Source organism: Brumimicrobium salinarum (assembly GCF_002844555.1).
Classification (GTDB): domain Bacteria; phylum Bacteroidota; class Bacteroidia; order Flavobacteriales_D; family Crocinitomicaceae; genus Brumimicrobium; species Brumimicrobium salinarum.
In genome coordinates this window covers 12,270-36,084 of the sequence record NZ_PJNI01000014.1, presented here as the reverse complement: position 1 = coordinate 36,084, position 23,815 = coordinate 12,270, and the positions used below count along the sequence as shown (strand labels likewise).

Here is a 23,815-nt window from a genome sequence, read left to right as displayed (position 1 = left end):
TAAAAAAGATACTGACCATCTAAGAATCAATAATTACATTGCAAAAAGTAAGACTATAAAAAATTGCTTATTTTTTCCTGATCAATAGAACGAGTTCTATTACAGGTGGCAACATTAAAAACAAAGAACCGTAACGTGTAAGACTAAACACCCAGTTTCCTTGAACAGAGAACAAGGGCAAAGGGATAATAACCGCTAATAACCCAAGGTAATACAACCAATTATACCACGGCATTTTCTTTTGAAGAAAACGTTTAATTAATTGCGCGAGTATATAAAAGACAATAGCAATAAGAAACGAGGTAGGCAAAGTTCTTAACTCTCCAATGCTATCTGCCATTAAATAATAGATAAAAACATAAGCAGAAGTTAGTATTAAAACAATTAACAACACATAGGTAAAAAATCGATTCATTTTAATCAAAGCTGTAAAATTTAAGTGTAAATTTAATAAACTTACTTGTAAAAATGGACTAAATAATAGATGATGCCTAAATTATTTTCGCAGTTACTCGTTTTTTTTATTAATTTTCAAGATTCAAACTGAATCATTCTTATGAAACAAAGAATTTATTTCTTTATAACGCTTCTTACAGTTTTAGGACTTAACCTTCAAGCTCAAACACGCTACTCTGATGCTGACAGTGTGATGGTAAAAACCATTTACAATGAAGCTTTAGAAAATGGATTAGCTTATACAGATTTAAAAAGTTTATGTAAAGATATTGGCGCTAGACTATCGGGATCAGTGAGTGCAGAACTTGCGGTAAAGTGGGGATATCAAAAATTATCTGCTTATGGTTTTGACAAAGTCTATTTACAAGAAGTAATGGTTCCTCATTGGGAAAGAGGTACAAAGGAAAACGGCTATTTCGTAAGAGAAGACGGATCTATTTACAAAGTAAATTTATTAGCGCTAGGAGGTTCTGTATCCACAAAAGGAATTATGCAAGGCGAATTGGTCATGTTCAAAAACAGAGAAGAACTATTGCAAGCAGAAACATCTGAAATTAAAGATAAGATTGTTTTCATTTCACAACCTATGGATCAAAAGATGATTACAACCTTTAAAGCTTATGGAGCCTGCTATCCAATTAGAGGATTTGGTGCAATTGACGCTGCTAAAAAGGAGCTAAAGCTGTTATTATACGCTCATTAAGTTTGAGCGAACATGAACATCCGCATACCGGAACAATGAATTATCAGGAAGGACTCAAAGCAATTCCAGCAGCTGCAATTTCTACAAAAGATGCTACAGCATTAGAAGAGGTAATGGAAAAAGACAATGGAAACGTTAACTTTCATTTTGAAATGGATTGCAAAGTGCTTCCAGAAAAAAAATCTCATAATGTTATTGCAGAGTTAACAGGAAATATCTATCCAAATAGAATTATTACCATTGGTGCGCATTTAGATTCATGGGATGTTGGTGAAGGTGCACATGATGATGGTGCAGGAATTGTTCATACCATGGAAGCACTGCGAATCCTTAAAGAATTAAATTATAAACCAAAGCATACCTTGCGTGTGGTGTTTTTCATGAATGAAGAAAATGGAAATATGGGAGGAAAAACATACGCCAAAAAAGTTAAAAAAGAAAATGAAGAACATATTTTAGCGATCGAGAGTGATCGAGGTGGGTTTTCCCCACGTGGGTTTTCTGTGGATGGGAAAGCAAAACATTTAGCGTTAATCCAATCTTTTGAAAAAATATTCGCTCCCTATTTCGTTCACTATTTTGAAGAAGGCTATGGTGGGGTTGATATAGGTCCACTGAAAAAAGAATATAAAGATATTGGGTTAATAGGATTCGTTCCTGATAGCCAACGATATTTCGATTTTCATCATAATGCCAACGATGTTTTTGAAAATGTGAACAAAAGAGAGTTACATCTAGGAGCAGCAGCAATCTCAAGTTTGGTTTACTTATTAGACAAATATTATAGTGAAGTTAATTAATCACATACTGCTTTTTGGTTTATTCTCAATTGTATTTTTCAATTGTGCATACACACAAATTATTCTTGATGAATCATTCTTGAACAAGAGTATTGCTAACAAGGCTCTAAAATACGAAGACAAAGATTATGTCATTAATATTGAGCAACTGATAATAAATGACACGCTGAAATATGATTCCATACACAAGCCAATTGAAACCATAGATTTCACCTCTTCCCGATGGATTGTCAAATTCAATGCCCGTAATCCATTTAGTGCAAAAAAATTAGCTTTAGAAACTGGTCGTCCAATCACGGATAAAGTAAATCTCTATGAGGTAAAGAATAAAGAAATTGTAAATACATGGAAAAGCGGAGACTTCATGCCTTTTGCTGACAAAACAGTTAAACACAGGAAGAATATTTTTCCGATTGACTTTGAAAAAAATGAAACCAAACATTTCTACTTAGTATTGGAAAGTGATGGAGAAATGATTAACCTTCCACTTACTTTTTGGGAACAAAGAAGTTTTTATATTGATGATTACAGCAATAATTTATTTCACGGTTTTTATTTTGGAGTATTAGCCGTTGTTGTTATTATATTTTTCTTTTTCTATATAATTTTAAAGGAAATCTCATTCCTCTATTATATTTTATACGTTGCATTTCAATTTATGCTTCAGTTTAGTTTAGAAGGCTTTACCCATCAGTTCTTTTTCCCGAATTCAGTCTACCTTTCAAGCATAAGTGTTCTACTTTCAGCAGCTGGTGCAGTTATTTTCGTCATTCTATACGCTGCTAATTTTTTAAAAATTAAGCAACGCAGTAAGAAATGGAATAAATATTTTAATGGAATTTTACTTGCCTTATTGCTGATTGTTATCATGAGTTTAATTCCAGGACCAACGCATGCTTTTGCTTATCCTTTAGTTAATCTTTTAAGTTTAGTAGGAACTGTGTCCATTATTATCGCAATTATTTCACTAAACCGAAAAGGTTACAAAGTCAACAAAGCTTTTTCACTCGGTTTTATTATTTTAATCGTAGGTTCTACAATATTTATTTTAGGTAACCTAGGAATTTTTGGAGACGCTATGATCTCTGAACTTTCATTAAAAATAAGCTCAGGCCTAGAGATTTTAGCGCTAAGCCTCTCAATGGCACAACGTTACAAAGAACTTCAAGAAGAAAAAGAAAACATTCAACAGGAAGCATTAGAAACGCTTGAAATTCAAGTAGAAGATAGAACTAAAGAATTACGACAAAAACGTGAGGAGCTTGAAATACAGAATAAAAATATGCTAGACAGTATTAAATATGCCGAGCGAATTCAAAATGCTATCCTACCAACGGAAAAACATATAAAATCAGTTATTCCAGACTCATTTATTCTTTACAAACCTCGGGATATTGTAAGTGGTGATTTTTATTTTGTTGAAAACGTAACTTCAAAATCCGGAGAAAAATTTTCATTATTCGGCGCTATTGATTGTACGGGGCATGGAGTACCTGGTGCTTTTATGAGCTTTTTAGGAAATAACTTTTTAAGTCAGAGTATTAAAATTGATGAAATAAATACTACAGGTCAAGCTCTTGACTTTTTAAATCAAGGTATTTTCAAATCGTTAAAAATAAAGGAATACGAAGAGGCAGGTGTAACAATCAGAGATGGAATGGACTTAACACTCTGCGGATTGAACCGCTCTAAGAACAAACTATATTTTTCAGGAGCGAAAAATGCCATACAGATTGCCACCAAAAAAGAAAATCTAAAACACTGGTCTTCTTTAGAAAAAAATATAAAAGTTCTTGAGACCTCTCCTGATAATGACTTTGTCTTAATAGAAATCAAAGGCAACAGAGAAGCTATAGGTTACGGTGACAGCTTAAACAATTTCAATTTTAAAACCATAGAACTACCGATTTTTACAGGAGATGTTATTTATCAATATTCCGACGGATATCCTGATCAATTTGGTGGGCCGAAGAACAAAAAGTTCGGTTCAAAGCGATTCAAGAAACTTTTACTAAGCATTTGTGAAAAACCGATGGCTGAACAAAGAAAAATATTACGACATGAGTTCCGCAAATGGAAAGGTGATTTAGAAAAGCTTGATGATGTTCTTGTTATGGGCGTTAGGGTATAGCATTTAACAGAATATCAACAAAGAAACTAACTAATGAAAAAACACAAACTACATAACATCTTAATTGTTTTGAATGTTTGTTGGATGTTTTCTTTTATCAATAATTCCTTTTCTCAAATAATCTTAAACGATAATGTTCTCAATCATTCTGTAGCAGATCAAGCTTATATTTACGAAAATCCAGATAATTCAATAAATATATCTGAACTTGTAAAAAATGACACCCTCACCTATAAAAAAATAAATCGTTTTCTTGAAGTTATCGATTTTACGTCTTCCCGTTGGTTTGTAAAGTTCACTGTAAATAATCCAGATGATGCCATCAAGGTAATGTTAGAAACTGCTCGTCCAATAACGGATCGAGTAGATTTATACGAAGTCAAAAACAATAGAATCGTAAAAGAATGGAAAAATGGAGATCATATAAATTTTGATGAAAAAGCTTTTCCGCATAGAAAAAATATTTTCCCTATCAACTTCGAATCTGGAGAAAGCAAGTCTTTTTATTTAGTGATGGAAAGTGACGGTGAACTCATTAATTTTCCATTCATCTTTTGGAGAGAAACTTCTTTTTATCAAATAGACGTAAGAAATAATATTTTTCACGGGTTTTATTTCGGATTAATGGCTTTTGTCATTGTGCTTTTTCTTTACTTTTATATTCTACTCAGAGACAAAACATATCTGTTTTATATTTTCTATGTGTTCTTTCAATCAATGTTACAATTTAGTTTGGAAGGATTCTTTCATCAATTTTTAGCACCGAATCAACTGTATATATCTGGACTTGCTGTCATATTTTCCGCTTCTTTTACTGTGGGATTTGCATTATTATACGGGTTTTACTTTTTAAAAATCAGGAAGTTAAATCTCGCTTGGACTATTTATTTATCAACAATTTTTTTGGTTCTGATCTCAATAGTAATCATGAATTTCTTTCCAGGAATTATGCATGCTATATGTTATCCGTTAGTTAATTTAGCAAGTTTAACTGCCTCAATTACTATCATCATTTTAATTATTTACCTCAAAAAGCATGGTTATAAAGTAAACACTGCATTTTTTACTGGGTTCGTAATTCTTGTAATTGGTGCCGCAATATTTATTTTAGGTAATTTAGGTATAATTGAAGATGCACGCGTATCTGAATTGGCTTTAAAAGTTAGTTCTGCGCTAGAGGTTTTAGCGCTAAGTATTTCCATGGCTCAAAGATATAGAGAAGTGCAACTGGAAAAGATAGAGACACAAAATACTATGCGTGAAAAACTAGAATCCAAAGTAGAAGAAAGAACTCGGGCCATAAGAAAAAAGGGAGAATTATTAGGAAGTAAGAATAATAATATGCTTGACAGCATAAAATACGCCCATCGTATTCAAAAAGCGATGCTACCAGCGAACGATTACATTTTGGAAATTCTGCCCAAATCATTTCTATTATTTATACCTAAAGAAATTGTAAGCGGAGATTTTTACTTCACAAGCACTAAGTCATGCGAAATCAACGGACTTCTAAACGTTTTTGCGATTGTAAATTGTACAAGAACTGGCGTCCCAGGTGCTTTCATGAGTTTCCTAACCAATAACCACTTAAAAAAGATCATTGAGGATGATAAAATTCGTTCAACAGGTGAGGTTATTGACCAGCTATATAAAGCTATTTCTATCTCCCTAAACAATAGACGTGATGAAGGTATAAATAGCTCTGTAGATAGCAAAGTTAATCTTTCCTTGTGTTGGATTAACGAACAGAAAAACAAGTTATTTTTCTCAGCAGCTGGCAGCTCTATTTTTATAGTAACCTACAAGTCGAATTTAAAAAGTTGGATGGAATTTGAAGATAATATAAATGTGTATACACGTCCTTCTTCCAATAAACATATTCTAATTGAGGTAAAGGGAAATACTGAATCTATAGATCATAACATTGAATACAATAACATAAAGTATGATACATTTGAATATCCACTATTTCAAAACGACAGAATTTACGCTTTTACTGAAGGTATGTTTTCATATAAAACAGACGACAAGAACGAGATAAGTAAAAACGAACTAATAACATTAATCTTAAATGTTCAAAACCTATCTATAGAAAGACAAAAAGAGGCTATAAAATTAGAGCATGATCGATGGAAGAATAAAAAAGAAAGTGCCGATGACGTGCTTATAATGGGCGTAGAAGTTTAAGACACAAACCTTTAATGGTATCACCTTTATCTATTTTGCTTAAATAATTCACCATTGGAAACTACTAAGTTATTCGCCACATTATTCGTGTACAACGCTCCTGTACCTAAACCTTGCGGCAAAGTAACATCATAAGTGCTGGTGAATTGTGCAATAGCATCTAATCCTACATTCGACTCTAAAGCACTCGTTATCCACCAAGGAATTTCTCTTTCTTCTGCTAATTCAATCCATTCTTTTGTTCCTTTGAAGCCACCAATTAGACTGGGTTTTAGAATGATGTATTGCGGCTGGATATCATCCAATAATTTAGCTTTATCCGCATAATCATAAACGCCAATCAACTCCTCATCCAAAGCAATTGGGAGAATGTTTTGAGCACAAAGTTGTTGCATTGCTGTAATCTGACCTTGTTTTATAGGTTGCTCTATAGAATGTAGTTCGAATTCGCTTAATCGTTTTAGTTTTTCAGGTGCTTCTTCTGGTGAAAAAGCGCCGTTGGCATCAACTCTTAGGGTAATTTCTTTGGCAGAAACTTGTTTACGAATTCCAGCTAGAATTTCTAATTCCTTTTCAAAATCTATAGCACCAATCTTCATTTTAATACACGAAAATCCTTCCTCGAGTTTTTGCGTGATTTGAGATTGCATGAATTCTTCATCTCCCATCCAAATTAATCCATTGATGGGAATAGCTTGTTTTCCTTTTGTAAAATCAGTATCATAGAAGATGCCCATACCGCCATTTTTCAAATCTAAAAGTGCCATTTCTACCCCAAAGTAAATAGAAGGAAAAGATTGCAGCTCTTCTATATTATCAGCATAGAAATTAATATCTTCAACAACTGATTTCACTTTTGCTTCATAGCTTTCATCATTAGGATAATCTGGAGATAAATTTGGAATAACGCTGCACTCTCCTACTCCTTTTATTTTTGGATTTCCTTCATCCCAAACCGTAATAAACCACGCTTTTTTTTCGGTTAACACTCCTCTGCTCGTCCCACTTGGACGTTTAAACTCAAAGATTCTTTTTTCAAAACTCGCTTTTAAACTCATAATAGGGTTGAAATTAAAAATAAGATGGAGATAGCAAAAGTAGACAATGCTACTTTCTTTAATTCTGGATCTAATGTTTTAGGAATTGTAGTTTGCCAAACTTTACTAAGGTGTTTAATTAGAATCAGGTAGGGAGTCAAGGCAATTAGACTCCACCACCATTTATTATAAATGATAAAAGATAGAATTCCTATGAAAGAGGTGATGATGATAACCGTGTGGTAAATCTTGGATTTTTCAAAACCCATGGAAACAACAATTGTTCTTTTGTTCACCAATTTATCATTCTCATGATCACGCATGTTGTTCAAGTTTAACACCGCGATACTCAATAATCCAATTCCAAAAGCCATTCCCAGTAAACTCCAGTCGAATTGCTTGGCATATAAACTGTAAACACCAAGAACACTAACCAATCCGAAGAAAATAAACACCATGACATCGCCCATTCCATTGTAACCATAAGCTTTCTTACCAACGGTATAAGTTATGGCCGCTAAAACACTGAGTAACGCAAGAATTACATAAACCCAAAGCACAGAAGTTGGCATTCCATCCGTTCCTAAAATAATCAGTGGGATTGCTGTAGCCAAGGAAAGCAAGGACATAATTACTGTACCCACAATCATTTGTTTTTGTGTGATTTTCCCTGACTGAACAGCACGTATTGGTCCTACCCGACTTTCATTATCTGCGCCTTTAAAACTATCTCCTAAATCATTGGCGAAATTGGATAAAATCTGGAGGAATAATGTAGTTAACATCGACAAAGAAAATATCGTAGTATCCCAAAAACCTTGTTTATAGGCCACAAAACTACCTACAATAATCCCAGAAATTGACAACGGCAAAGTCCGTAAGCGCGCTGCATGAATCCAACTTTTTATTTCCATGGTGCAAAAATCACATTTTCTAGAATATAAACACAAATAAAGGGTTTAAAAGTTTAAGTAAGGATAGATTCTGAATTGGGTATTTAAGAAGGAGGAAGCCTACGGAATTGAAAACTTCACAGCAAAGTTTCATGAGTATCACCTGCGGTGCCTGATTTTTACACAGAGGGAAAAGGAGATGTTTCACGGAAATACACAGAGAAAAAGAAGAGAAAAGTGACGAAAAGTTTAGGAATAAGGAATTACGACACTTGTATTTTTTACAGAAGGCACTACGGAAACAAAATGTATTTAAATGAATCTCAAAACTATTGACAAAATAATGTTTATATTAAAAACTAAAAAGATGATAGATAAAAATATAACAGCGGAGATAATTGGAGGTGCAATAGAGGTCCATAAAACGCTTGGCCCAGGACTTCTTGAATCCGCTTATAATGAGTGTTTAGCTTACGAACTGGAATTAAGAGGTTTAAATATCCAACGTGAAATTGCTTTGCCTATAATCTACAAAGAAGTTATAATCGATCACGGATATAGAATGGATTTGTTAGTTGAGAACAGGATTGTTGTCGAATTAAAAGCCGTTGAAAGATTTACGGATGTACATACTGCTCAAATCTTAACATATATGAAATTAGGCAAATATGATTTAGGATTATTGATCAATTTTCACGAAAAACTATTAAAAAATGGAATTAAAAGATTTGTGTTTTAGGAAAAACCTCCGTGTGTAAAATGAACCCCAATTACAACGAAGTTGGAATTCTTAAAAAACACATCCATTCAAAAAACATCTCCCCTGACAACTCTATGTACCTCTGTGAATTCTCCAACAAACCTCCGTGTAAAATGAACCCCAATTACAACGAAGTTGGAATTCTTAAAAAACACACCCATTCAAAAAACTTATCATCCGATTCATTCACTTTTAAACAAACTTCTCCTAATTTTGTCTTTATTCAAAGCAAAACATCAGAAAAATGGCAGAGATTGTAAATAAAATTCAGAAAAGTGGTTTAATTCAATTGGATTTGGCAAGTTTCAAACCTAAAGAAACGATTGAAGTAATTGATTTAAAAGAGAATTTATGGCAAGAATTAGCTTTAAAAGAGAAAGATTTTCGTGAATTTGTGAAAGAAAACGATTGGTCAAAATACGAAGGAAAAATTGTTGGGGTTTATTGTTCAGCTGATGCAATTATTCCAACTTGGGCTTTTATGCTGGTCATTTCAAAACTGCAAGAACACGGAGCAAAAGGTTTTGTAGGAGATAAAATGGAAGCTGAAAAACAAATGATTCTAGCCAATATTCAAGCTTTAGATTTAGAGGAATACAAGGACGGTAGAATAATTATTAAAGGTTGTTCTGATGTTGCTCATCCAGCTTTTGCTATGACAGAATTGGTGAAACATTTGCAACCTGTAGCAAAAAGTATAATGTATGGGGAGCCTTGTTCTACGGTGCCGGTTTATAAACGCAAGAAATAATTATTAACACAAGATCTAAAAATCTGAACTATATTTCTTTAGTAAATGTTTTTTTAATATGGTAATTGTCATCAATAAAAATACTTCCAGCGAAGAAATTAAGGAGAAGTTGAAAAAACTGAAATCTACAAAGGTCTTTGATGCAAAGAAATTTGCAGGAAAAATAAACTGGGGAGAAGACGCCTTGGTTTTCCAAAAAAGATTGAGAAATGAATGGAAATAATCTTTTTTGTGATACATATATTCTAATTCATTTGCTAAACAACCATCCTGGTGTTGTCAAACTTTAACTGATTCAAAAATCTATATTTCTTCTATAACTGAATTAGAGCTATATGGTAAAAGAAATTTATCTGATAAGGAAATTGCAATTTTAGATGAATTAATAAACCAATGCATTGTTATCGATTTGATTGAACCAATTAAAGAAATTGTAAAAAAATTAAATCAAAAACACTCTATTAAACTTCCCGACGCAATCATAGCAGCTTCATCTATATACACAGATATTCCTATGGTTACCTTTGATAACGACTTTAGGAAATTAACCGAATTAAAATTGATATTATTCGAAGATTGAACTTATTGTTTTTCCGAAATTGATTAGTAATAAAATCCATATCTTTGCAATGTGTCAGAAAGGTTAAACAAACTCAAAGAAAAGATTCGGTCCTTACCTGAAAAACCAGGTATTTATCAGTATTTCAATGCTGAAGGAACTATTATTTATGTGGGAAAAGCGAAAAACCTGAAAAAAAGGGTGAATTCGTATTTTACTAAAAATCATGACACAGCAAAAACCAGGATATTGGTTCGTAAAATTCACGATTTACAATACATCATTGTAGATAATGAAACGGATGCACTTTTATTGGAAAACAACCTCATCAAAAAGTATTTACCAAAGTACAATATTGCGCTAAAAGATGATAAAACCTATCCCTGGATTTGCATTAAAAATGAACGTTTCCCCAGAGTTTTCACAACCCGAAGGGTAATTAAAGATGGATCGAAATATTTCGGGCCCTATCCTTCCGTTTATGTGGTAAACACCTTACTTGAATTGATGCGTGAACTTTTTCCTTTGCGTACCTGCAATTATGATTTGAGTCAAGAGAAAATTGATGCAGGAAAATATAAAGTTTGTTTAGAATATCATATCGGAAATTGTAAAGCGCCTTGTGTTGGCAAGGAGAAAGAGGAAACTTATAACGAATACATCGATCAAATTGAGCACATTGTAAAAGGAAATATTGCTTCTGTGATTCGCATGCTGAAAGAAAAAATGAAATCGGCTGCAGAAACCTTTGCTTTTGAAGAAGCAGAAGATTTCAAACAAAAAATCAAAGCATTAGAAAAATATCAGGCAAAGTCTACAGTGGTTTCTCCTACCATTCACCAGGTGGATGTCATTACCTTGGAAAGAAGTGAGAATAAAGCATACGTTAATTATTTGGTCATTAATAACGGAACGATAATTCACGGATTAACAGTAGAAGTTAAAAACAAATTGGATGAATCTGACCAGGAGATTTTGACTTTTGCTTTATTGAATATGCGAGAAAAATTTAATAGTCAGTCCAAAGAAATCTTGATTGAAAACGCAGCAGATTTTAAAGTAGAAGGACTAAACTTTTTCACTCCACAACGCGGCGATAAAAAGCACTTATTGGATTTATCTCAGCGAAATGCGAAATACTTCAAGCTGCAACAGAAAAAACAAGAGTCACTTAAAAATCCAGAAGTTAAGGTTGAACGTATTTTAAAAACCATTCAAAAAGATTTCAGGTTAAAGGAATTGCCTGTTCACATGGAGTGTTTTGATAACTCTAACATTCATGGAACGAATCCTGTTTCGGCTTGTGTTGTTTTTAAAAATGCAAAACCAAGCAAGAAAGATTACCGACATTTCATCATTAAAACAGTGGAAGGCCCAGATGATTTCGAATCCATGCGTGAAGCACTATACCGTCGATACAAAAGAATGCTTGAGGAAAATCAAGACCTACCACAACTTGTAATTGTCGATGGTGGAAAAGGTCAGTTAAGTGCAGGACTAGACGCGCTAGAAAAACTTGGATTAAAAGATAAAGTTCCCATTGTAGGTATCGCTAAAAGACTAGAAGAAATTTTCTTTCCAGGAGATAGTCTACCGTTGTATATCGACAAAAAAAGCGAAAGCTTAAAAGTCATTCAATACATGCGAAACGAAGCCCACCGTTTTGGAATTACACATCATAGAAACCGACGAAGTAAATCTGCGCTGGTTTCTGAGCTAACGGAAATCAAGGGAATTGGAGAAAAAACTCAAGAAGATTTAATGAAACACTTCAAAACACTTTCTAAAATAAAAACAGCCAGTGAGAAAGAATTGGTTGAGGTTGTTGGATTGGCGAAGGCGAAGTTGTTAAAAAAACAATTGACAAAATAAACATTTTCAGCCAACTGATAGTCAGTTTGATATATTAAAAATCTGTTTTTTCTAGGTATTACATCAATTTATAAGGCAACTTTATGATGTTAAAAAACGTTATAGATTTGATTAATACAATTACAAGTTAGATATACAATTAATGCGGTTTCAAACTTGTCAAGTTATTATGTAAGTAAACATAAATTATAAAAATCATCTTAGAAATGATTAGACTTGCAATACTACTTTTTTTAATTATTTATATACCATTTGTTAATGGTCAATGTACAGATTTAACTCCTCAATTTACACCGAATCAATCTTTCTTTTGTAATTCAGGTCCGCACACTTTAACATTAGCTAACAATTCTACAGGCATTAATAATACCACAGCAACTTATGAGTGGTATTTGGACGATGTGCTCACCTCAACTACAACAGGATTAGGAAGTCCGGGCAACATCACCTTAACCAATTTAGGAACTTATACAGTAAAACTAGTCGCAACAGACACCGCAGCATGTAAAGATTCAACGCTTATAAATATCGAAGTTATTTCACCACCAAACGCCAGCTTCACCTTCGAGCCTGATGGAGAATGTGCAGGTACAACCATTTCATTCAACAATACCTCTGGAAATACAATTTTGGGTAGCACTTACAATTGGGACTTTGGAGATGGAAATACATCAAATCAAGAAAACCCAACGCATAACTATTCAGCAGGTGGAAATTACACAGTAACTTTAACCGTGGAAAACTTCACGGGGTGTAGCGACATATATTCAGCAACCGTAAACAGTCTTGATATTCCTATTTCATCTGGAATTATTGGGGACGATGGAGATGGAAACACAATCAATTGTTTAGTTCCTGGTGATCCCACAACAACACAAACAGTCAGCTTTTTCAATAATACGACAGGGGCAATAAGTTATTCCTGGGACTTTGGTGATGGAAATACATCAACAGACCCAGACCCATCTCATACCTACAATTCCTATGGCACTTTCCCCGTAACAATGACTGCCACAAGCGCAAATGGTTGTTCTATCACTGAAACTATAGATGTTGTTTTTGAAAAATTCGTTTCTTCTTCTTTAGTTTTAGATGTCACTGAGTATAGTGGTTGTGCTCCGTTTAATTTAACCACCCTAACCAATAACTCAGTCAATGCAAATAACTTTGTTTGGGATTTTGGAGACGGATCACCTGTTTATAACACAACAAGTACCACTCCACCAAACCATGAATACACTGCCGCAGGAACCTATACAATTAGTCTTTCTGCTTCAAACTCTTGTAATACCGCCAATGCCACTATTAGTCCAATAATTATTATTGATAAACCAGAAGTTGATTTCTCAATATCAGGAAACACAGGCTGCGCACCTGCCAATCTAACCTTCACCAATAACAGCACAAACGCGTCTCCTGCTAATGATTTTGATTGGGATATGGACAATGGGAATACCTACACCACCACAATCACACCTCCAGGCCAAGTTTATAACAATGCTGGGACTTACACAATTTCTCTTACTGCTGGAAATGCATGTGGAGATTCAACACTAACAAGAACAATCAATTTAGATACGATTCCTATTGCTGATTTTGACCTTCTCCCCGACGAGGGTTGTTCTCCACTTACGGTAAATGTAAACAACACCTCAATAGGAAATGTAACACAGTATCGTTGGACAAGATCAGGATATGGTTATTCATACGGACCTAATTATGGACCTTTTACCTACACTTACGGACCAGGTAACACACCAGTAACACGAAACATCTCTCTCCGAGCGCTTAATTCGTGCGGAAGTACAAATCACTCAGAATCCATAATTATTCATCGACCTACACGTGCCCAATTCACTACCTCTTCCAATGCTGTTTGTATAGGGAGCGATTTTACTTTTACCAACAATAGTCTAGGAGAAAATTTAACTTATGAATGGAGTTTTGGCGATGGCTCAACAAGCACATCAGCAGGTCCACATACACATAACTACACAAATCCAGGAAGTTATGATGTTCAATTAATTGCAAAAGGATATTGTGGAAACGATACAATTACACGCACTGTAGTCGTTCATCCGACAACTATTGCTGATGTTACGCCGCTTGACCCAATAGAAGGATGCTCACCGATGGAAGTTTCTTTTGAGAACAATTCCTCTGGTGCAAATCTTAGTTATCAATGGAGGATAGACGGGGTATATCAAGGAAACACCACAGATCTTGGTCCAATCAACTTCACAGAACCTCCTGGAAACACCCCTGTTACGCACACGGTTCAGTTGCGTGTCAATAGTGCTTGTGGTGTAGAAACAACAGAAACAATAATCACTGTTCATCCGCCAACGCAAGCTAACATGAACATTACTCCCTCGGAAGTATGTTTGGGTGAAAGCTTTACAGCATCTCAAAATTCACTCGGTGAAAACCTCTCTTATGAATGGGATTTTGGGAATGGAAGCACAAGTACGGCATCGGGCCCACATACAATAGATTATACTGCGCCTGGAACTTATGATGTACAATTTATCGCCTTAGGGTATTGCGGGAATGACACTATAACAACTCCCGTAACAGTACACCCTTATCCTATCGCAGACTTTTCACCAGATCTTCCTAATGGCTGTGAAGTACTAGAAATGACATTTACAAATAATTCAACTCCTTCAGCAAACCAAAGTTGGAATTTTGGTCCTAATGCATCACCTAGTTCAAGTTCAAATTTCAATCCTGGACAAATAAATTTTCCAACTGCTGGTGTAGAAGAAATCATTCTAATTGTAGAAGAAAATGGATGCGTAAGTAGCGACACCAACACCATAGAAATTTTCCCATTACCTGTTGTCGACTTCAGTCTTACACCAATCGAAGGATGTGCTGACTTAGCTGTAGAAATCAATAACAATTCAGTTGATAATGGTGTAGAAACATTTACTTGGGATTTAGGTAACGGAACGAGCTTTACGGGATACAATCCGACTGACCAAATATATACCGCTTTAACCAATGACTCCATTTATGATATTCAACTCAACGTAACTAGTGGAGAAGGTTGTGCTGATTCTCTTACGCATCAAGTTACAGTCCACCCCGTTCCAGTTGCTGATTTTGATTTCGTGAACAATCCTATTTGTTTAAATGAAAATGTAAATTTCATAAACAATTCTACCCCCGGAATGAACTATGAATGGGATTTTGGTGATGGAAATTCTTCAAATAGTAGCAATCCCTCACATCAGTACGCAAATGATGGCAATTATAGCGTAACACTTGTAGTTAGTTCTCCTTTTAACTGTAACGATACCATAACAAAAGACATACTTGTGCATCCCACAGCGACTCCTTCATTTAGCGCAACTACTGCATGTTTTGGATACGAAACAGAGTTTGCCGATTTATCATCAGGAAATATTGTTTCCTACACATGGAGTTTCGGAGACGGAAATACATCCAGCACCCAAAATCCAGTTCATATTTATCCAAATCCGGGAGTTTTCAATGCTGAATTAACAATAGAAAACGACTTTGGGTGTATCACCGACACGACAATAAATGTAAATGTGAATGATATCCCAATGGCAGATTTTTCCAGTGCTAACTTTTGTTTAGGTGACGGCACTGCGTTTACAAATTTAACTACTGGAAGCACTGTTGGCATGGAATGGAATTTTGGCGATGGCTCAACTTTAAACACAGATGTAAATCCAAACCATACATTTGCAACAATTGGAGATTTTGATGTTCAGCTCGTTGCTTTCGGAGGTAGCGGTTGTTCTGACACAACCGTTCAGACCATAACAATTAACCCTGTACCAACAGCAGACTTTTCATTCATGACTGCATGCGCAAATGACACCACTTTCTTTACCGATCTCTCAATTGGAAGTCCTGACAACTATAATTGGGACTTTGGCAACGGAATAACAGACAACAGCAATAATCTATTTCCATCAGTTGTTTATGCAAATGACGGTACGTATAATGTAAGTTTAACGGTAGATTACAACGCAACAGGGTGTAGTAACACCATCACCTATTCAGTAGATGCGCACCCAAGAACAAATCCACAGTTTTCTGCAAATACAGCATGTTTAGAAACTTCAACATCCTTTACCGACGAAACAACACAAACTCCAGTCTTATGGGAGTGGGATTTTAATGATGGAACTCCAATCAGCACCCTACAAAACCCAACTCATATTTATGCAAATCCAGGAGATTATGAAGTTGAACTTGTAACTGAAAATATTTTCGGTTGTTCAGACACTCTACTTCAATCAGTTACTGTTCACCCGTTACCTATACCTGGTTTTAATTTTGATACAGTCTGTTTAAATGCTCCAACTCACTTCATAGACACCTCCTTAAACGCTACAGCATGGGAATACCAATTTAGCAATAGCGACTTTGCAAATACAAGTGATGCTAGCTACATATTCCCGAGTGACGGAAATTTCTCAGTACAACAAGTTGTAACAAACAGTTTAGGTTGTACGGATACCATTACAGAAACTATAATAGTGCGTCCAAATCCTGTTGCTGACTTTGAAGTAGATACCGCATGCTTTACTTACCCTTCGCAATTCACTAACAATTCTATTGATGCTATTGTTTCGACTTGGGTTTTTGATGATTTAGGTGCCTCAAACAATATCTATAGTCCAGATTTCACCTACTCAACCTATGGAAGCTTCGAACCTCAACTAGTAGTTGAAAACTCATTCGGTTGTACCGATACACTAACCAAAGAAGTCATTGTGCTTCCACAACCTGTGGCAAGCTTTACAAACAATACAGTTTGCGCAAGAGAGGTTGTTAACTTTAATAATACCTCATCAGGGTCCCCTATTCTTTTTGAATGGAACTTTGATGATAATACAGGTACATTTACGAATGAAGACATAACTCATGTTTTTTCAAACGGTGGACTATATGACGTCACTTTAATTGTAGAAAATGCAGCAGGGTGTTCTGACACAATTATAGATCCTATTACAGTTTATACAGTTCCAAACGTATCGTTTACCGCAGACACTGTTTGTCTTTTTGATATCACACAATTTAATGATTTATCAACTGATGCTACACCGATTAACACTTGGGATTGGGATTTCGGAGACGGAAATACCTCTCCTGATCAAAACCCAACTTATATTTATCAAAGTAGCGGAACCTATGACGTAAATTTAACTGTTACTAATATTAATGGATGTGACTCTACTTTTACAGACCAAGTGCTAGTTTCGCTTGTTCCAGAAGCTGATTTTGATTTTACTTCAGACTGTTTTGGTGCACCTACGACTTTTAGTGATCAATCAACAAATAATCCAGGGATCTACTTATGGGATTTTGGTGATGGGAATTCTATCAATGGAACTCCAAATGAACAACACACCTATTCGTCTCCCGGAATCTATCTGGTAGAACTTCAAGTTTTAGGTAGTGATAGCATTTGTAGTGATGCAATTACAAAAATAGTTAATGTTGCCGATGGTGCTCAAGCTGATTTCTTAATACCAACTCAAGTTTGTGTAAATGACATCTTCAATTTTTATGATAATAGCTCTACTGTTATCGGTTCAATTACAAATTATGAATGGATAATGAGTGATGGTACAATTTACAATTCAAGGAATGGAACCCATGCTTTTAACACACCTGGAGTTCATGAAATTACCGTGAACATTACCACTTCAGATGGTTGCATAGCTACTCATACAGAAAGTATTGATGTACTTCCAGCTACAACAGCGAATTTTGAATGGGAAGGCATGTGTTCGAATACCGCTATACAGTTTACAAACACTTCTACCGGTGGAACAACAAATTGGTATTGGGATTTTGGTGACGGAACAACCAACCAAACACAATTCCCAATCCATGAATTTGCCAATGAAGGAAGCTATGAAGTTATGTTAATTGTACAAAATCTAGCAGGATGTGCTGATACAATCGTTCAAGATGTTTTGATATATCCATCTCCCAATGCGGATTTCAACTATAATGAAGTTTGCTACGGTAGCTTTACTCCTTTCACGAATACTTCTACAATTACATCTGGAAACATAACAAGTTACCAATGGACATTTGGAGTAAATGAAGGTACATCAGACCTAGAAAACCCACAACATGAATTTATAAATTATGCTCAAAATCATGATGTAGTTTTAATTGCAACATCTAATCATGGTTGTATTGACTCAATTACCAAATCAGTCTCTTTAAGACCCATAGTTGAATTTAATGTAAATCTGGAAGACCAATTTGGATGTGCGCCCATAACTGTTAACTTCGACAACCAAAGCGAAGGCCTTGGAACTAGTATTTTAAACTACTCATGGAGTTTTGGCGATGGAAACACATCCTTTCAACAATCACCAACACATACGTTTCTCGAACCAGGAGAATATCCAGTAAGCCTTACCGTGTTTACAGCTACTGATTGTAACATTACTTTAACAGATGGACTTGAAATAACAGTCTTTCCTTCTCCAGTAGCTGCATTTGATGTCAATCCACCCACAGCAATTTTGAGTGAAGCTTTAATAAAAATCACAGATGAATCTCAAGGCGCACAATTATGGGAATACGATTTAGGTGACGGAAATTATAATAATTCACCTACATTTAGTCATACTTTTAATAATGCTCAACCCTATTACATTACACAGTATGTCCAAAATGAATTTGGTTGTTCTGACTCAACTATTCGTGCTATTGAAATTAAGGATGATTTTCTACTTTTTGTTCCTAATGCTTTTACACCAGATGATGGAAATAACCGAAACGATTACTTTACTTGGGAAATTATGGGCAATGAAACCTTTGAAATGCGTGTATTTAATAGATGGGGTGAATTAATTTTTGTTTCAAATGACCCGAATGGCAATTGGGATGGATCATATAACAATAAAAGAGTTCGAGATGGTGTTTACGTTTGGCAAGTAAAAGCAATGGATGTTAATGGTGACGAAAGAGTAATTACGGGTCATGTAAGCGTTTTAAAATAACAAATATACTCAATATCAATCCAGTAGATTTTTCTTGTAAATAAAAATTAACAATTGTATTAAATATTACACAGATACCTTAATTTTATTGATATATTGCGAACTCAAAAAACAAACTATAATGAAACATAAGATACTTTTATTTCTTGTTCTATTTTTTGTTGCGACCTCAAGTCAGGCACAAAAAATAATTAGAAGCAGTATAAATTCTCTTGGTAGTGTTACTGCACAAAATGGAATTAAACTTTCTCAAACTGTTGGACAAGGAAGTCAGCATGCAACAGTTAATTCAGACGATGCAACAATTATTCTACATCAAGGTTTTCAACAACCAAACTCATCGGTGAAACGCAAAAGTAACAGTAAATTATACTTTAACATCTATCCAAATCCAAACAAAGGAAGTTTCACGGTAGACTTTGAGACACGCAAAGAATCAGTTTATAACTATTCGATCATAGATAGTCAAGGCCGTTTATACACAAAAGCGCAAACTACAATTAACGGAAGTAAAAAATTCAATCTTAATCTTCCATCAGGAAGCTACATGCTCAAAATAAATAATCCTGAAGGAGAATCAGGGATATCTAAAATTATAATTCTACCTTAAAATTATGAAAAAATTATTTGTAATTGTCGCGCTTGCTTTTAGCAGCATGACTATGGCCCAAAGTTTTGGTTTAAAAACAATCAACTTGGTAGGCGGAAAACAGTTTTCAACATTTGCTTTTAAAAACTCAAATGATGAAAAAGACAAAACCTTAAAATACCAAATGTATAATGCTTTCGGAGCTAATGCAGTTTTTAAGAATGAACGTCACATGATTCGACCTGAATTAATGTTTAGACAAGCAGGAGCGAGGACGACCTTCAACGAAGTTCAAATCAACTGGAAAATGAATTATTTAAATTTGAATGTGGGGTACTTATATTCCATTTTAGATGGAAGAGTATTTTCAATTCAACCAGGAGTAGCAATTAGCGCAGGCTACATGTTAAACGGTGAACAAGAAATTGGACAAACACGTTTAGACATAGTAGAAGAAGAATCAATGACACGATTTGAAGTTGGTGCTATTGGAATGGTTAACGCATCAGCCCAAATCACACCCACTTTTTCAATTGGACTTGAATATCGCTTTGGCATTGGACTTAACCATATCGAAAACGACATTAATGACCAAATAACGAGAAATTTATACCATGGAGCCATGTTAAATCTTGGTTTCTCATTACAAACATTAAATAAAGCACGTATATAATGAAAAAGATAATTTTAACAGGAATAGCAGCACTTTGTTTTGCCACAATGACATTAGCTCAGGCACCACCTCAGGGAGTAAACTATCAAGCTGTTGCATACGATACGAAAAGTTCAGAAATACCTGGCACTGACGTTTCTTCGCTTCCTATTGCAAATCAAACTATAAAAGTGCGATTTACGATTATTAAAGATCAAGCAAACGGAACAGAAATATACAGTGAGGAACACACAACTGAAACAGACGAAAACGGCTTATTTGACCTTATTATTGGAAAGGGTTTCCAATTGAGTAATGACGATTTCCCATCTATAGACTGGGGAACCGGTTTACATTTCTTAAAAGTAGATTTGGATGTTAGTGGAAGTTACAACACAATGGGTACGCAACAAATATGGAGTGTGCCATACGCTTTATACTCGGAAAAATCTGGTAATGGAGTGGAACAAATTGTAAACGCAGGTGGAGATCTCTCAATTACATTAGAAAACGGTGACACATATACCGTTCCTTTAAGCGGAGCCCAAGGACCACAGGGACCGCAAGGACCTGCAGGAAACGATGGTGCAACTGGTCCACAAGGACCGCAAGGTCCACAAGGAACTCCAGGAGTGCGTATCAACTGGTTAGGTGATTTTACGACCGCCCCCACTGCACCACACAACAATGACGGATATTACCACTCAACAGACGGTATTTCTTACGTATGGAATGGTTCCAGCTGGGAAATCGTTGCGCAAGACGGAAACGATGGAGCAACAGGAGCGACTGGACCAGCGGGTGCAACTGGACCGCAAGGACCACAAGGACCACAAGGAACCCCAGGAGTGAGTATCAACTGGTTAGGTGATGTTACAACAGCTCCCACTTCGCCAAACAACAATGACGGATCTTACAACTCAACAGACGGTATTTCTTACGATTGGAATGGTTCCAGCTGGGAAATTATTGCACGCGACGGAAATGATGGAGCAACAGGACCAGTAAGTGCGACAGGACCTCAAGGACCACAAGGAAATCCAGGACCACAAGGGCCAGCAGGAACTAACGGAGCTGATGGTATCAATATGGAATGGTTAGGTGACTTTTCTTCCGCTCCAGGTTCACCAACTTTAAATCAAGCATACTACAATACAACTGATGGTGAGTCTTACATTTGGGATGGAGCAGCATGGCAAACCGTTGCCAGAGATGGAACAGGAGGAAGTACAGGACCTCATAATACTTTAGATGAAGCCTACAACGAAGGCGGCGCAGGTGCAGGACGTACAATTACTGCGAATAACGGAGCTGTGGAAATTAATCATACTTCAACGACAAATGGGAATAAAGCTATGATTGTTAATACCACTCAAACAGGTTCTTTTGGTATTGACGCTACCAATAGTGGAACTGGTGTAGCAATTAGAGCAATTAGCACAAATGTAGGGAATACTTTTCCAGCTTTACAAGTTGAGTCAAACAGTTCTGACCCTCAGAATTCTGCATTAATTGGCCAAAACTCAGGAGCTGGTTATGGAATAACAGGTCAGATTCTAGCTTCAGCAACTGGAACAGCAGCTGTTTACGGAAACAACCTAAGAACAACTGGTGGATACGGTGTCGAAGGAATAGGTTTTAACGGTGTGGTTGGAACAAGTAATTATCCTCTTGGTTTTGGTGTTTACGGTATTAATACTGCGACAACAGGAGATGCTGTTGGTACATACGGGAATGGAGTTACAGGTGTGTATGGTGAGACTGTAATTGGAGAAGGATATGGGGTGTTTGGCTCTAATTCAGGAACTACAGGCTTAGGAATTGGTACTGTTGGACTTGGGTTTATAGGAGTCTATGGTGAAACGAATGATTTAGCAACTGGATATGCAGGATATTTTAGTGGTAACGTTTCTGTAGATGGCGATATAACAGCAGATGCTTTTGTAAATACTTCTGACAGACGCTTAAAGTCTAATATTATTCCGATCGAAAATGCGTTGGATAAAATCATGGAGCTAAAACCAAAACATTACACGATTAAAACAAAGTCAGTTCCTAATTTGAAAGACGGCAAAGTAGTCATAAAGGAACGTCAGGAATATGGGGTTATCGCTCAAGAGCTTGAATTAATTTTCCCAGGAATGATCAGTGAAAAAGCTTTCTTTAAAGCAGCTGGAGATGACACGCTATACAAAGGCGTAAATTACGTTCAATTGATTCCTGTTCTTATCGAAGCAATGAAAGAATTAAAAGAAGAAGTAGATACTAACAAATCAGAAATTGAAATACTAAAACAAGAAATTGAAGCATTAAAAAATAAATAATTGTAATTCTTATTTCAAATTATACAAAAGGGTGGCTCTTCATAGCCATCCTTTTTTTATATACTCAAGTTTTATTTTTCTACTAATTTTGTCATTATTCAAAACAAACATTCACAATGCAAATACTTTTTATCGACACCGTCCATCCAATTCTGCAAGAACGTTTAACTGCAAAAGGAATGAAATGCATTGATGGAACTTCATGGACGAGGGAAGAATGTTTAAAAGCGCTACCCGAAATAGATGGACTAGTTATTCGTTCTAGGTTCCCTATGGATGAAGATTTCTTGAAGCATGGTAAAAACCTAAGATTTATTTTGCGTAGTGGAGCTGGTATGGAAAATATCGATTTAAAGTACACTAAAAAACACAACATTAAATGTTTTAACGCTCCGGAAGGTAACAGGAATGCTGTTGGGGAACACGCGCTTGGAATGTTGCTTGCCTTATTCAACAACCTCAAAAAAGGAGACTTAGAAGTTCGTCAGGGGATTTGGGATAGAGAAGGAAATCGTGGAGTTGAACTCGATGGAAAAACTGTTGGAATTATCGGCTATGGAAACAATGGAAATGCTTTTGCTAAAAAACTAAGTGGCTTTGATGTTGATGTCTTGGCTTACGATAAATACAAAAAAGATTACGGCAATCAATATGCGAAAGCAGCTTCGATGGAAGATATTTTTAAAAAAGCAGATGTGATTTCTTTTCACATTCCTCAAAATGAAAAAACCATGTTTTTGGCAGATCAAGGCTTTTTTGATTCCTTTAAGAAATCAATTTATGTCATCAATCTTGCCAGGGGAAAAATTATACGCACTCAAGCGCTTTTAAACGGTTTAAAATCAGGTAGAATCCTTGGCGCATGTCTTGATGTGCTTGAATTTGAAAGCGCTTCTTTTGAAAAAACAATATCTAGTGAAGAAAATATTGATTTTAATGCCCTCTTAAAATCTGAAAAAGTTATTTTTTCACCTCATGTTGGCGGTTGGACTGTTGAAAGTTATTTTAAGTTAAGTGATGTTTTGGCAGACAAGGTACTGGAATTTCTGATGCGAGATTCATGAAAACAACAATCATTTCATCCCTTCGGG

General features: G+C 35.5%; 17 protein-coding genes. 14 read left to right on the top strand and 3 right to left on the bottom strand.

The genetic code is table 11. The annotated features are described in order from the left end of the window. Positions 1-67: 67 nt before the first annotated feature. Positions 68-415, bottom strand: a complete 348-nt coding sequence (locus CW751_RS11845) for a hypothetical protein (protein ID WP_101335245.1) — start codon at positions 413-415, stop codon at positions 68-70. 141 nt (positions 416-556) lie between these two features. Here CW751_RS11845 and CW751_RS15725 point away from each other — a divergent pair, with 141 nt between their 5' ends. The 4 genes from CW751_RS15725 to CW751_RS11830 are packed head-to-tail and all read left to right on the top strand — an operon-like array spanning position 557 to position 6,277. Further along, the gene (locus CW751_RS15725) at positions 557-1,159 is read left to right on the top strand and encodes a zinc-binding metallopeptidase family protein (RefSeq protein WP_240612577.1); all 603 of its coding nucleotides are present in this window, start codon (positions 557-559) and stop codon (positions 1,157-1,159) included. Between the two features lie 2 nt (positions 1,160-1,161). Next, positions 1,162-1,959, top strand: coding sequence for a M20/M25/M40 family metallo-hydrolase (locus tag CW751_RS15720; protein WP_240612576.1), 798 nt, complete (start codon positions 1,162-1,164; stop codon positions 1,957-1,959). Further along, positions 1,946-4,090 carry a 7TM diverse intracellular signaling domain-containing protein gene (locus tag CW751_RS11835; protein WP_101335244.1) on the top strand — a complete coding sequence of 715 codons (2,145 nt, stop codon included), beginning with the start codon at positions 1,946-1,948 and terminating at the stop codon, positions 4,088-4,090. Before CW751_RS15720 ends, CW751_RS11835 begins: the two co-directional genes overlap by 14 nt. 33 nt (positions 4,091-4,123) lie before the next feature. Then, a complete protein-coding gene (locus CW751_RS11830; protein ID WP_101335243.1) occupies positions 4,124-6,277 on the top strand; it encodes a 7TM diverse intracellular signaling domain-containing protein in 2,154 nt (717 codons plus the stop codon). Between the two features lie 26 nt (positions 6,278-6,303). Here CW751_RS11830 and CW751_RS11825 read toward each other — a convergent pair whose 3' ends face one another. Together CW751_RS11825 and menA are read right to left on the bottom strand one after the other, a co-directional pair. Further along, positions 6,304-7,335 carry an o-succinylbenzoate synthase gene (locus CW751_RS11825; protein WP_101335242.1) on the bottom strand — a complete coding sequence of 344 codons (1,032 nt, stop codon included), beginning with the start codon at positions 7,333-7,335 and terminating at the stop codon, positions 6,304-6,306. Further along, the gene (gene menA / locus CW751_RS11820; RefSeq protein WP_101335241.1) at positions 7,332-8,228 is read right to left on the bottom strand and encodes a 1,4-dihydroxy-2-naphthoate octaprenyltransferase; all 897 of its coding nucleotides are present in this window, start codon (positions 8,226-8,228) and stop codon (positions 7,332-7,334) included. The genes CW751_RS11825 and menA overlap by 4 nt, the downstream gene beginning before the upstream one ends. Before the next feature lie 295 nt (positions 8,229-8,523). Here menA and CW751_RS11815 point away from each other — a divergent pair, with 295 nt between their 5' ends. The 10 genes from CW751_RS11815 to CW751_RS11770 all read left to right on the top strand — a co-directional run bounded on the left by CW751_RS11815 (position 8,524) and on the right by CW751_RS11770 (position 23,788). Next, on the top strand, positions 8,524-8,946 hold the full coding sequence (locus tag CW751_RS11815) for a GxxExxY protein (protein ID WP_240612575.1): 423 nt from the start codon (positions 8,524-8,526) through the stop codon (positions 8,944-8,946). A 265-nt stretch (positions 8,947-9,211) separates the two neighbouring features. Continuing rightward, positions 9,212-9,718 (top strand): DUF2480 family protein, encoded by a 507-nt coding sequence (locus tag CW751_RS11805; protein ID WP_101335239.1) that lies wholly within the window; start codon positions 9,212-9,214, stop codon positions 9,716-9,718. A 58-nt stretch (positions 9,719-9,776) separates the two neighbouring features. Then, positions 9,777-9,941, top strand: coding sequence for a hypothetical protein (locus CW751_RS15460; RefSeq protein ID WP_165779301.1), 165 nt, complete (start codon positions 9,777-9,779; stop codon positions 9,939-9,941). A gap of 15 nt (positions 9,942-9,956) precedes the next feature. Next, the gene (locus CW751_RS16000) at positions 9,957-10,298 is read left to right on the top strand and encodes a PIN domain-containing protein (protein ID WP_101335238.1); all 342 of its coding nucleotides are present in this window, start codon (positions 9,957-9,959) and stop codon (positions 10,296-10,298) included. A gap of 51 nt (positions 10,299-10,349) precedes the next feature. After that, the gene (gene uvrC, locus CW751_RS11795; RefSeq protein WP_101335237.1) at positions 10,350-12,149 is read left to right on the top strand and encodes an excinuclease ABC subunit UvrC; all 1,800 of its coding nucleotides are present in this window, start codon (positions 10,350-10,352) and stop codon (positions 12,147-12,149) included. Positions 12,150-12,355: 206 nt separating this feature from the next. After that, entirely contained in the window at positions 12,356-19,159 is a 6,804-nt protein-coding gene (locus CW751_RS11790) for a PKD domain-containing protein (RefSeq protein WP_101335236.1), read from the top strand. A 121-nt stretch (positions 19,160-19,280) separates the two neighbouring features. Then, positions 19,281-19,769, top strand: coding sequence for a T9SS type A sorting domain-containing protein (locus CW751_RS11785; RefSeq protein ID WP_101335235.1), 489 nt, complete (start codon positions 19,281-19,283; stop codon positions 19,767-19,769). A 4-nt stretch (positions 19,770-19,773) separates the two neighbouring features. After that, the gene (locus CW751_RS11780) at positions 19,774-20,421 is read left to right on the top strand and encodes an outer membrane beta-barrel protein (protein WP_101335234.1); all 648 of its coding nucleotides are present in this window, start codon (positions 19,774-19,776) and stop codon (positions 20,419-20,421) included. Next, positions 20,421-22,724 carry a tail fiber domain-containing protein gene (locus tag CW751_RS15455; RefSeq protein ID WP_101335233.1) on the top strand — a complete coding sequence of 768 codons (2,304 nt, stop codon included), beginning with the start codon at positions 20,421-20,423 and terminating at the stop codon, positions 22,722-22,724. Before CW751_RS11780 ends, CW751_RS15455 begins: the two co-directional genes overlap by 1 nt. Positions 22,725-22,840: 116 nt before the next feature. After that, positions 22,841-23,788: an NAD(P)-dependent oxidoreductase gene (locus CW751_RS11770; RefSeq protein WP_101335232.1), complete on the top strand. Its 948-nt coding sequence runs from the start codon at positions 22,841-22,843 to the stop codon at positions 23,786-23,788. Positions 23,789-23,815 lie beyond the last annotated feature (27 nt).

What these genes read in the sequence shown, in the direction of transcription:
- CW751_RS11845 (WP_101335245.1), bottom strand. Translation starts at nt 415, where the DNA reads ATGAATCGATTTTTTACCTATGTGTTGTTAATTGTTTTAATACTAACT.
- CW751_RS15725 (WP_240612577.1), top strand. Translation starts at nt 557, where the DNA reads ATGAAACAAAGAATTTATTTCTTTATAACGCTTCTTACAGTTTTAGGA.
- CW751_RS11830 (WP_101335243.1), top strand. Translation starts at nt 4,124, where the DNA reads ATGAAAAAACACAAACTACATAACATCTTAATTGTTTTGAATGTTTGT.
- CW751_RS11825 (WP_101335242.1), bottom strand. Translation starts at nt 7,335, where the DNA reads ATGAGTTTAAAAGCGAGTTTTGAAAAAAGAATCTTTGAGTTTAAACGT.
- menA (WP_101335241.1), bottom strand. Translation starts at nt 8,228, where the DNA reads ATGGAAATAAAAAGTTGGATTCATGCAGCGCGCTTACGGACTTTGCCG.
- CW751_RS11815 (WP_240612575.1), top strand. Translation starts at nt 8,524, where the DNA reads ATGAATCTCAAAACTATTGACAAAATAATGTTTATATTAAAAACTAAA.
- CW751_RS11805 (WP_101335239.1), top strand. Translation starts at nt 9,212, where the DNA reads ATGGCAGAGATTGTAAATAAAATTCAGAAAAGTGGTTTAATTCAATTG.
- CW751_RS15460 (WP_165779301.1), top strand. Translation starts at nt 9,777, where the DNA reads ATGGTAATTGTCATCAATAAAAATACTTCCAGCGAAGAAATTAAGGAG.
- CW751_RS11790 (WP_101335236.1), top strand. Translation starts at nt 12,356, where the DNA reads ATGATTAGACTTGCAATACTACTTTTTTTAATTATTTATATACCATTT.
- CW751_RS11785 (WP_101335235.1), top strand. Translation starts at nt 19,281, where the DNA reads ATGAAACATAAGATACTTTTATTTCTTGTTCTATTTTTTGTTGCGACC.
- CW751_RS11780 (WP_101335234.1), top strand. Translation starts at nt 19,774, where the DNA reads ATGAAAAAATTATTTGTAATTGTCGCGCTTGCTTTTAGCAGCATGACT.
- CW751_RS15455 (WP_101335233.1), top strand. Translation starts at nt 20,421, where the DNA reads ATGAAAAAGATAATTTTAACAGGAATAGCAGCACTTTGTTTTGCCACA.
- CW751_RS11770 (WP_101335232.1), top strand. Translation starts at nt 22,841, where the DNA reads ATGCAAATACTTTTTATCGACACCGTCCATCCAATTCTGCAAGAACGT.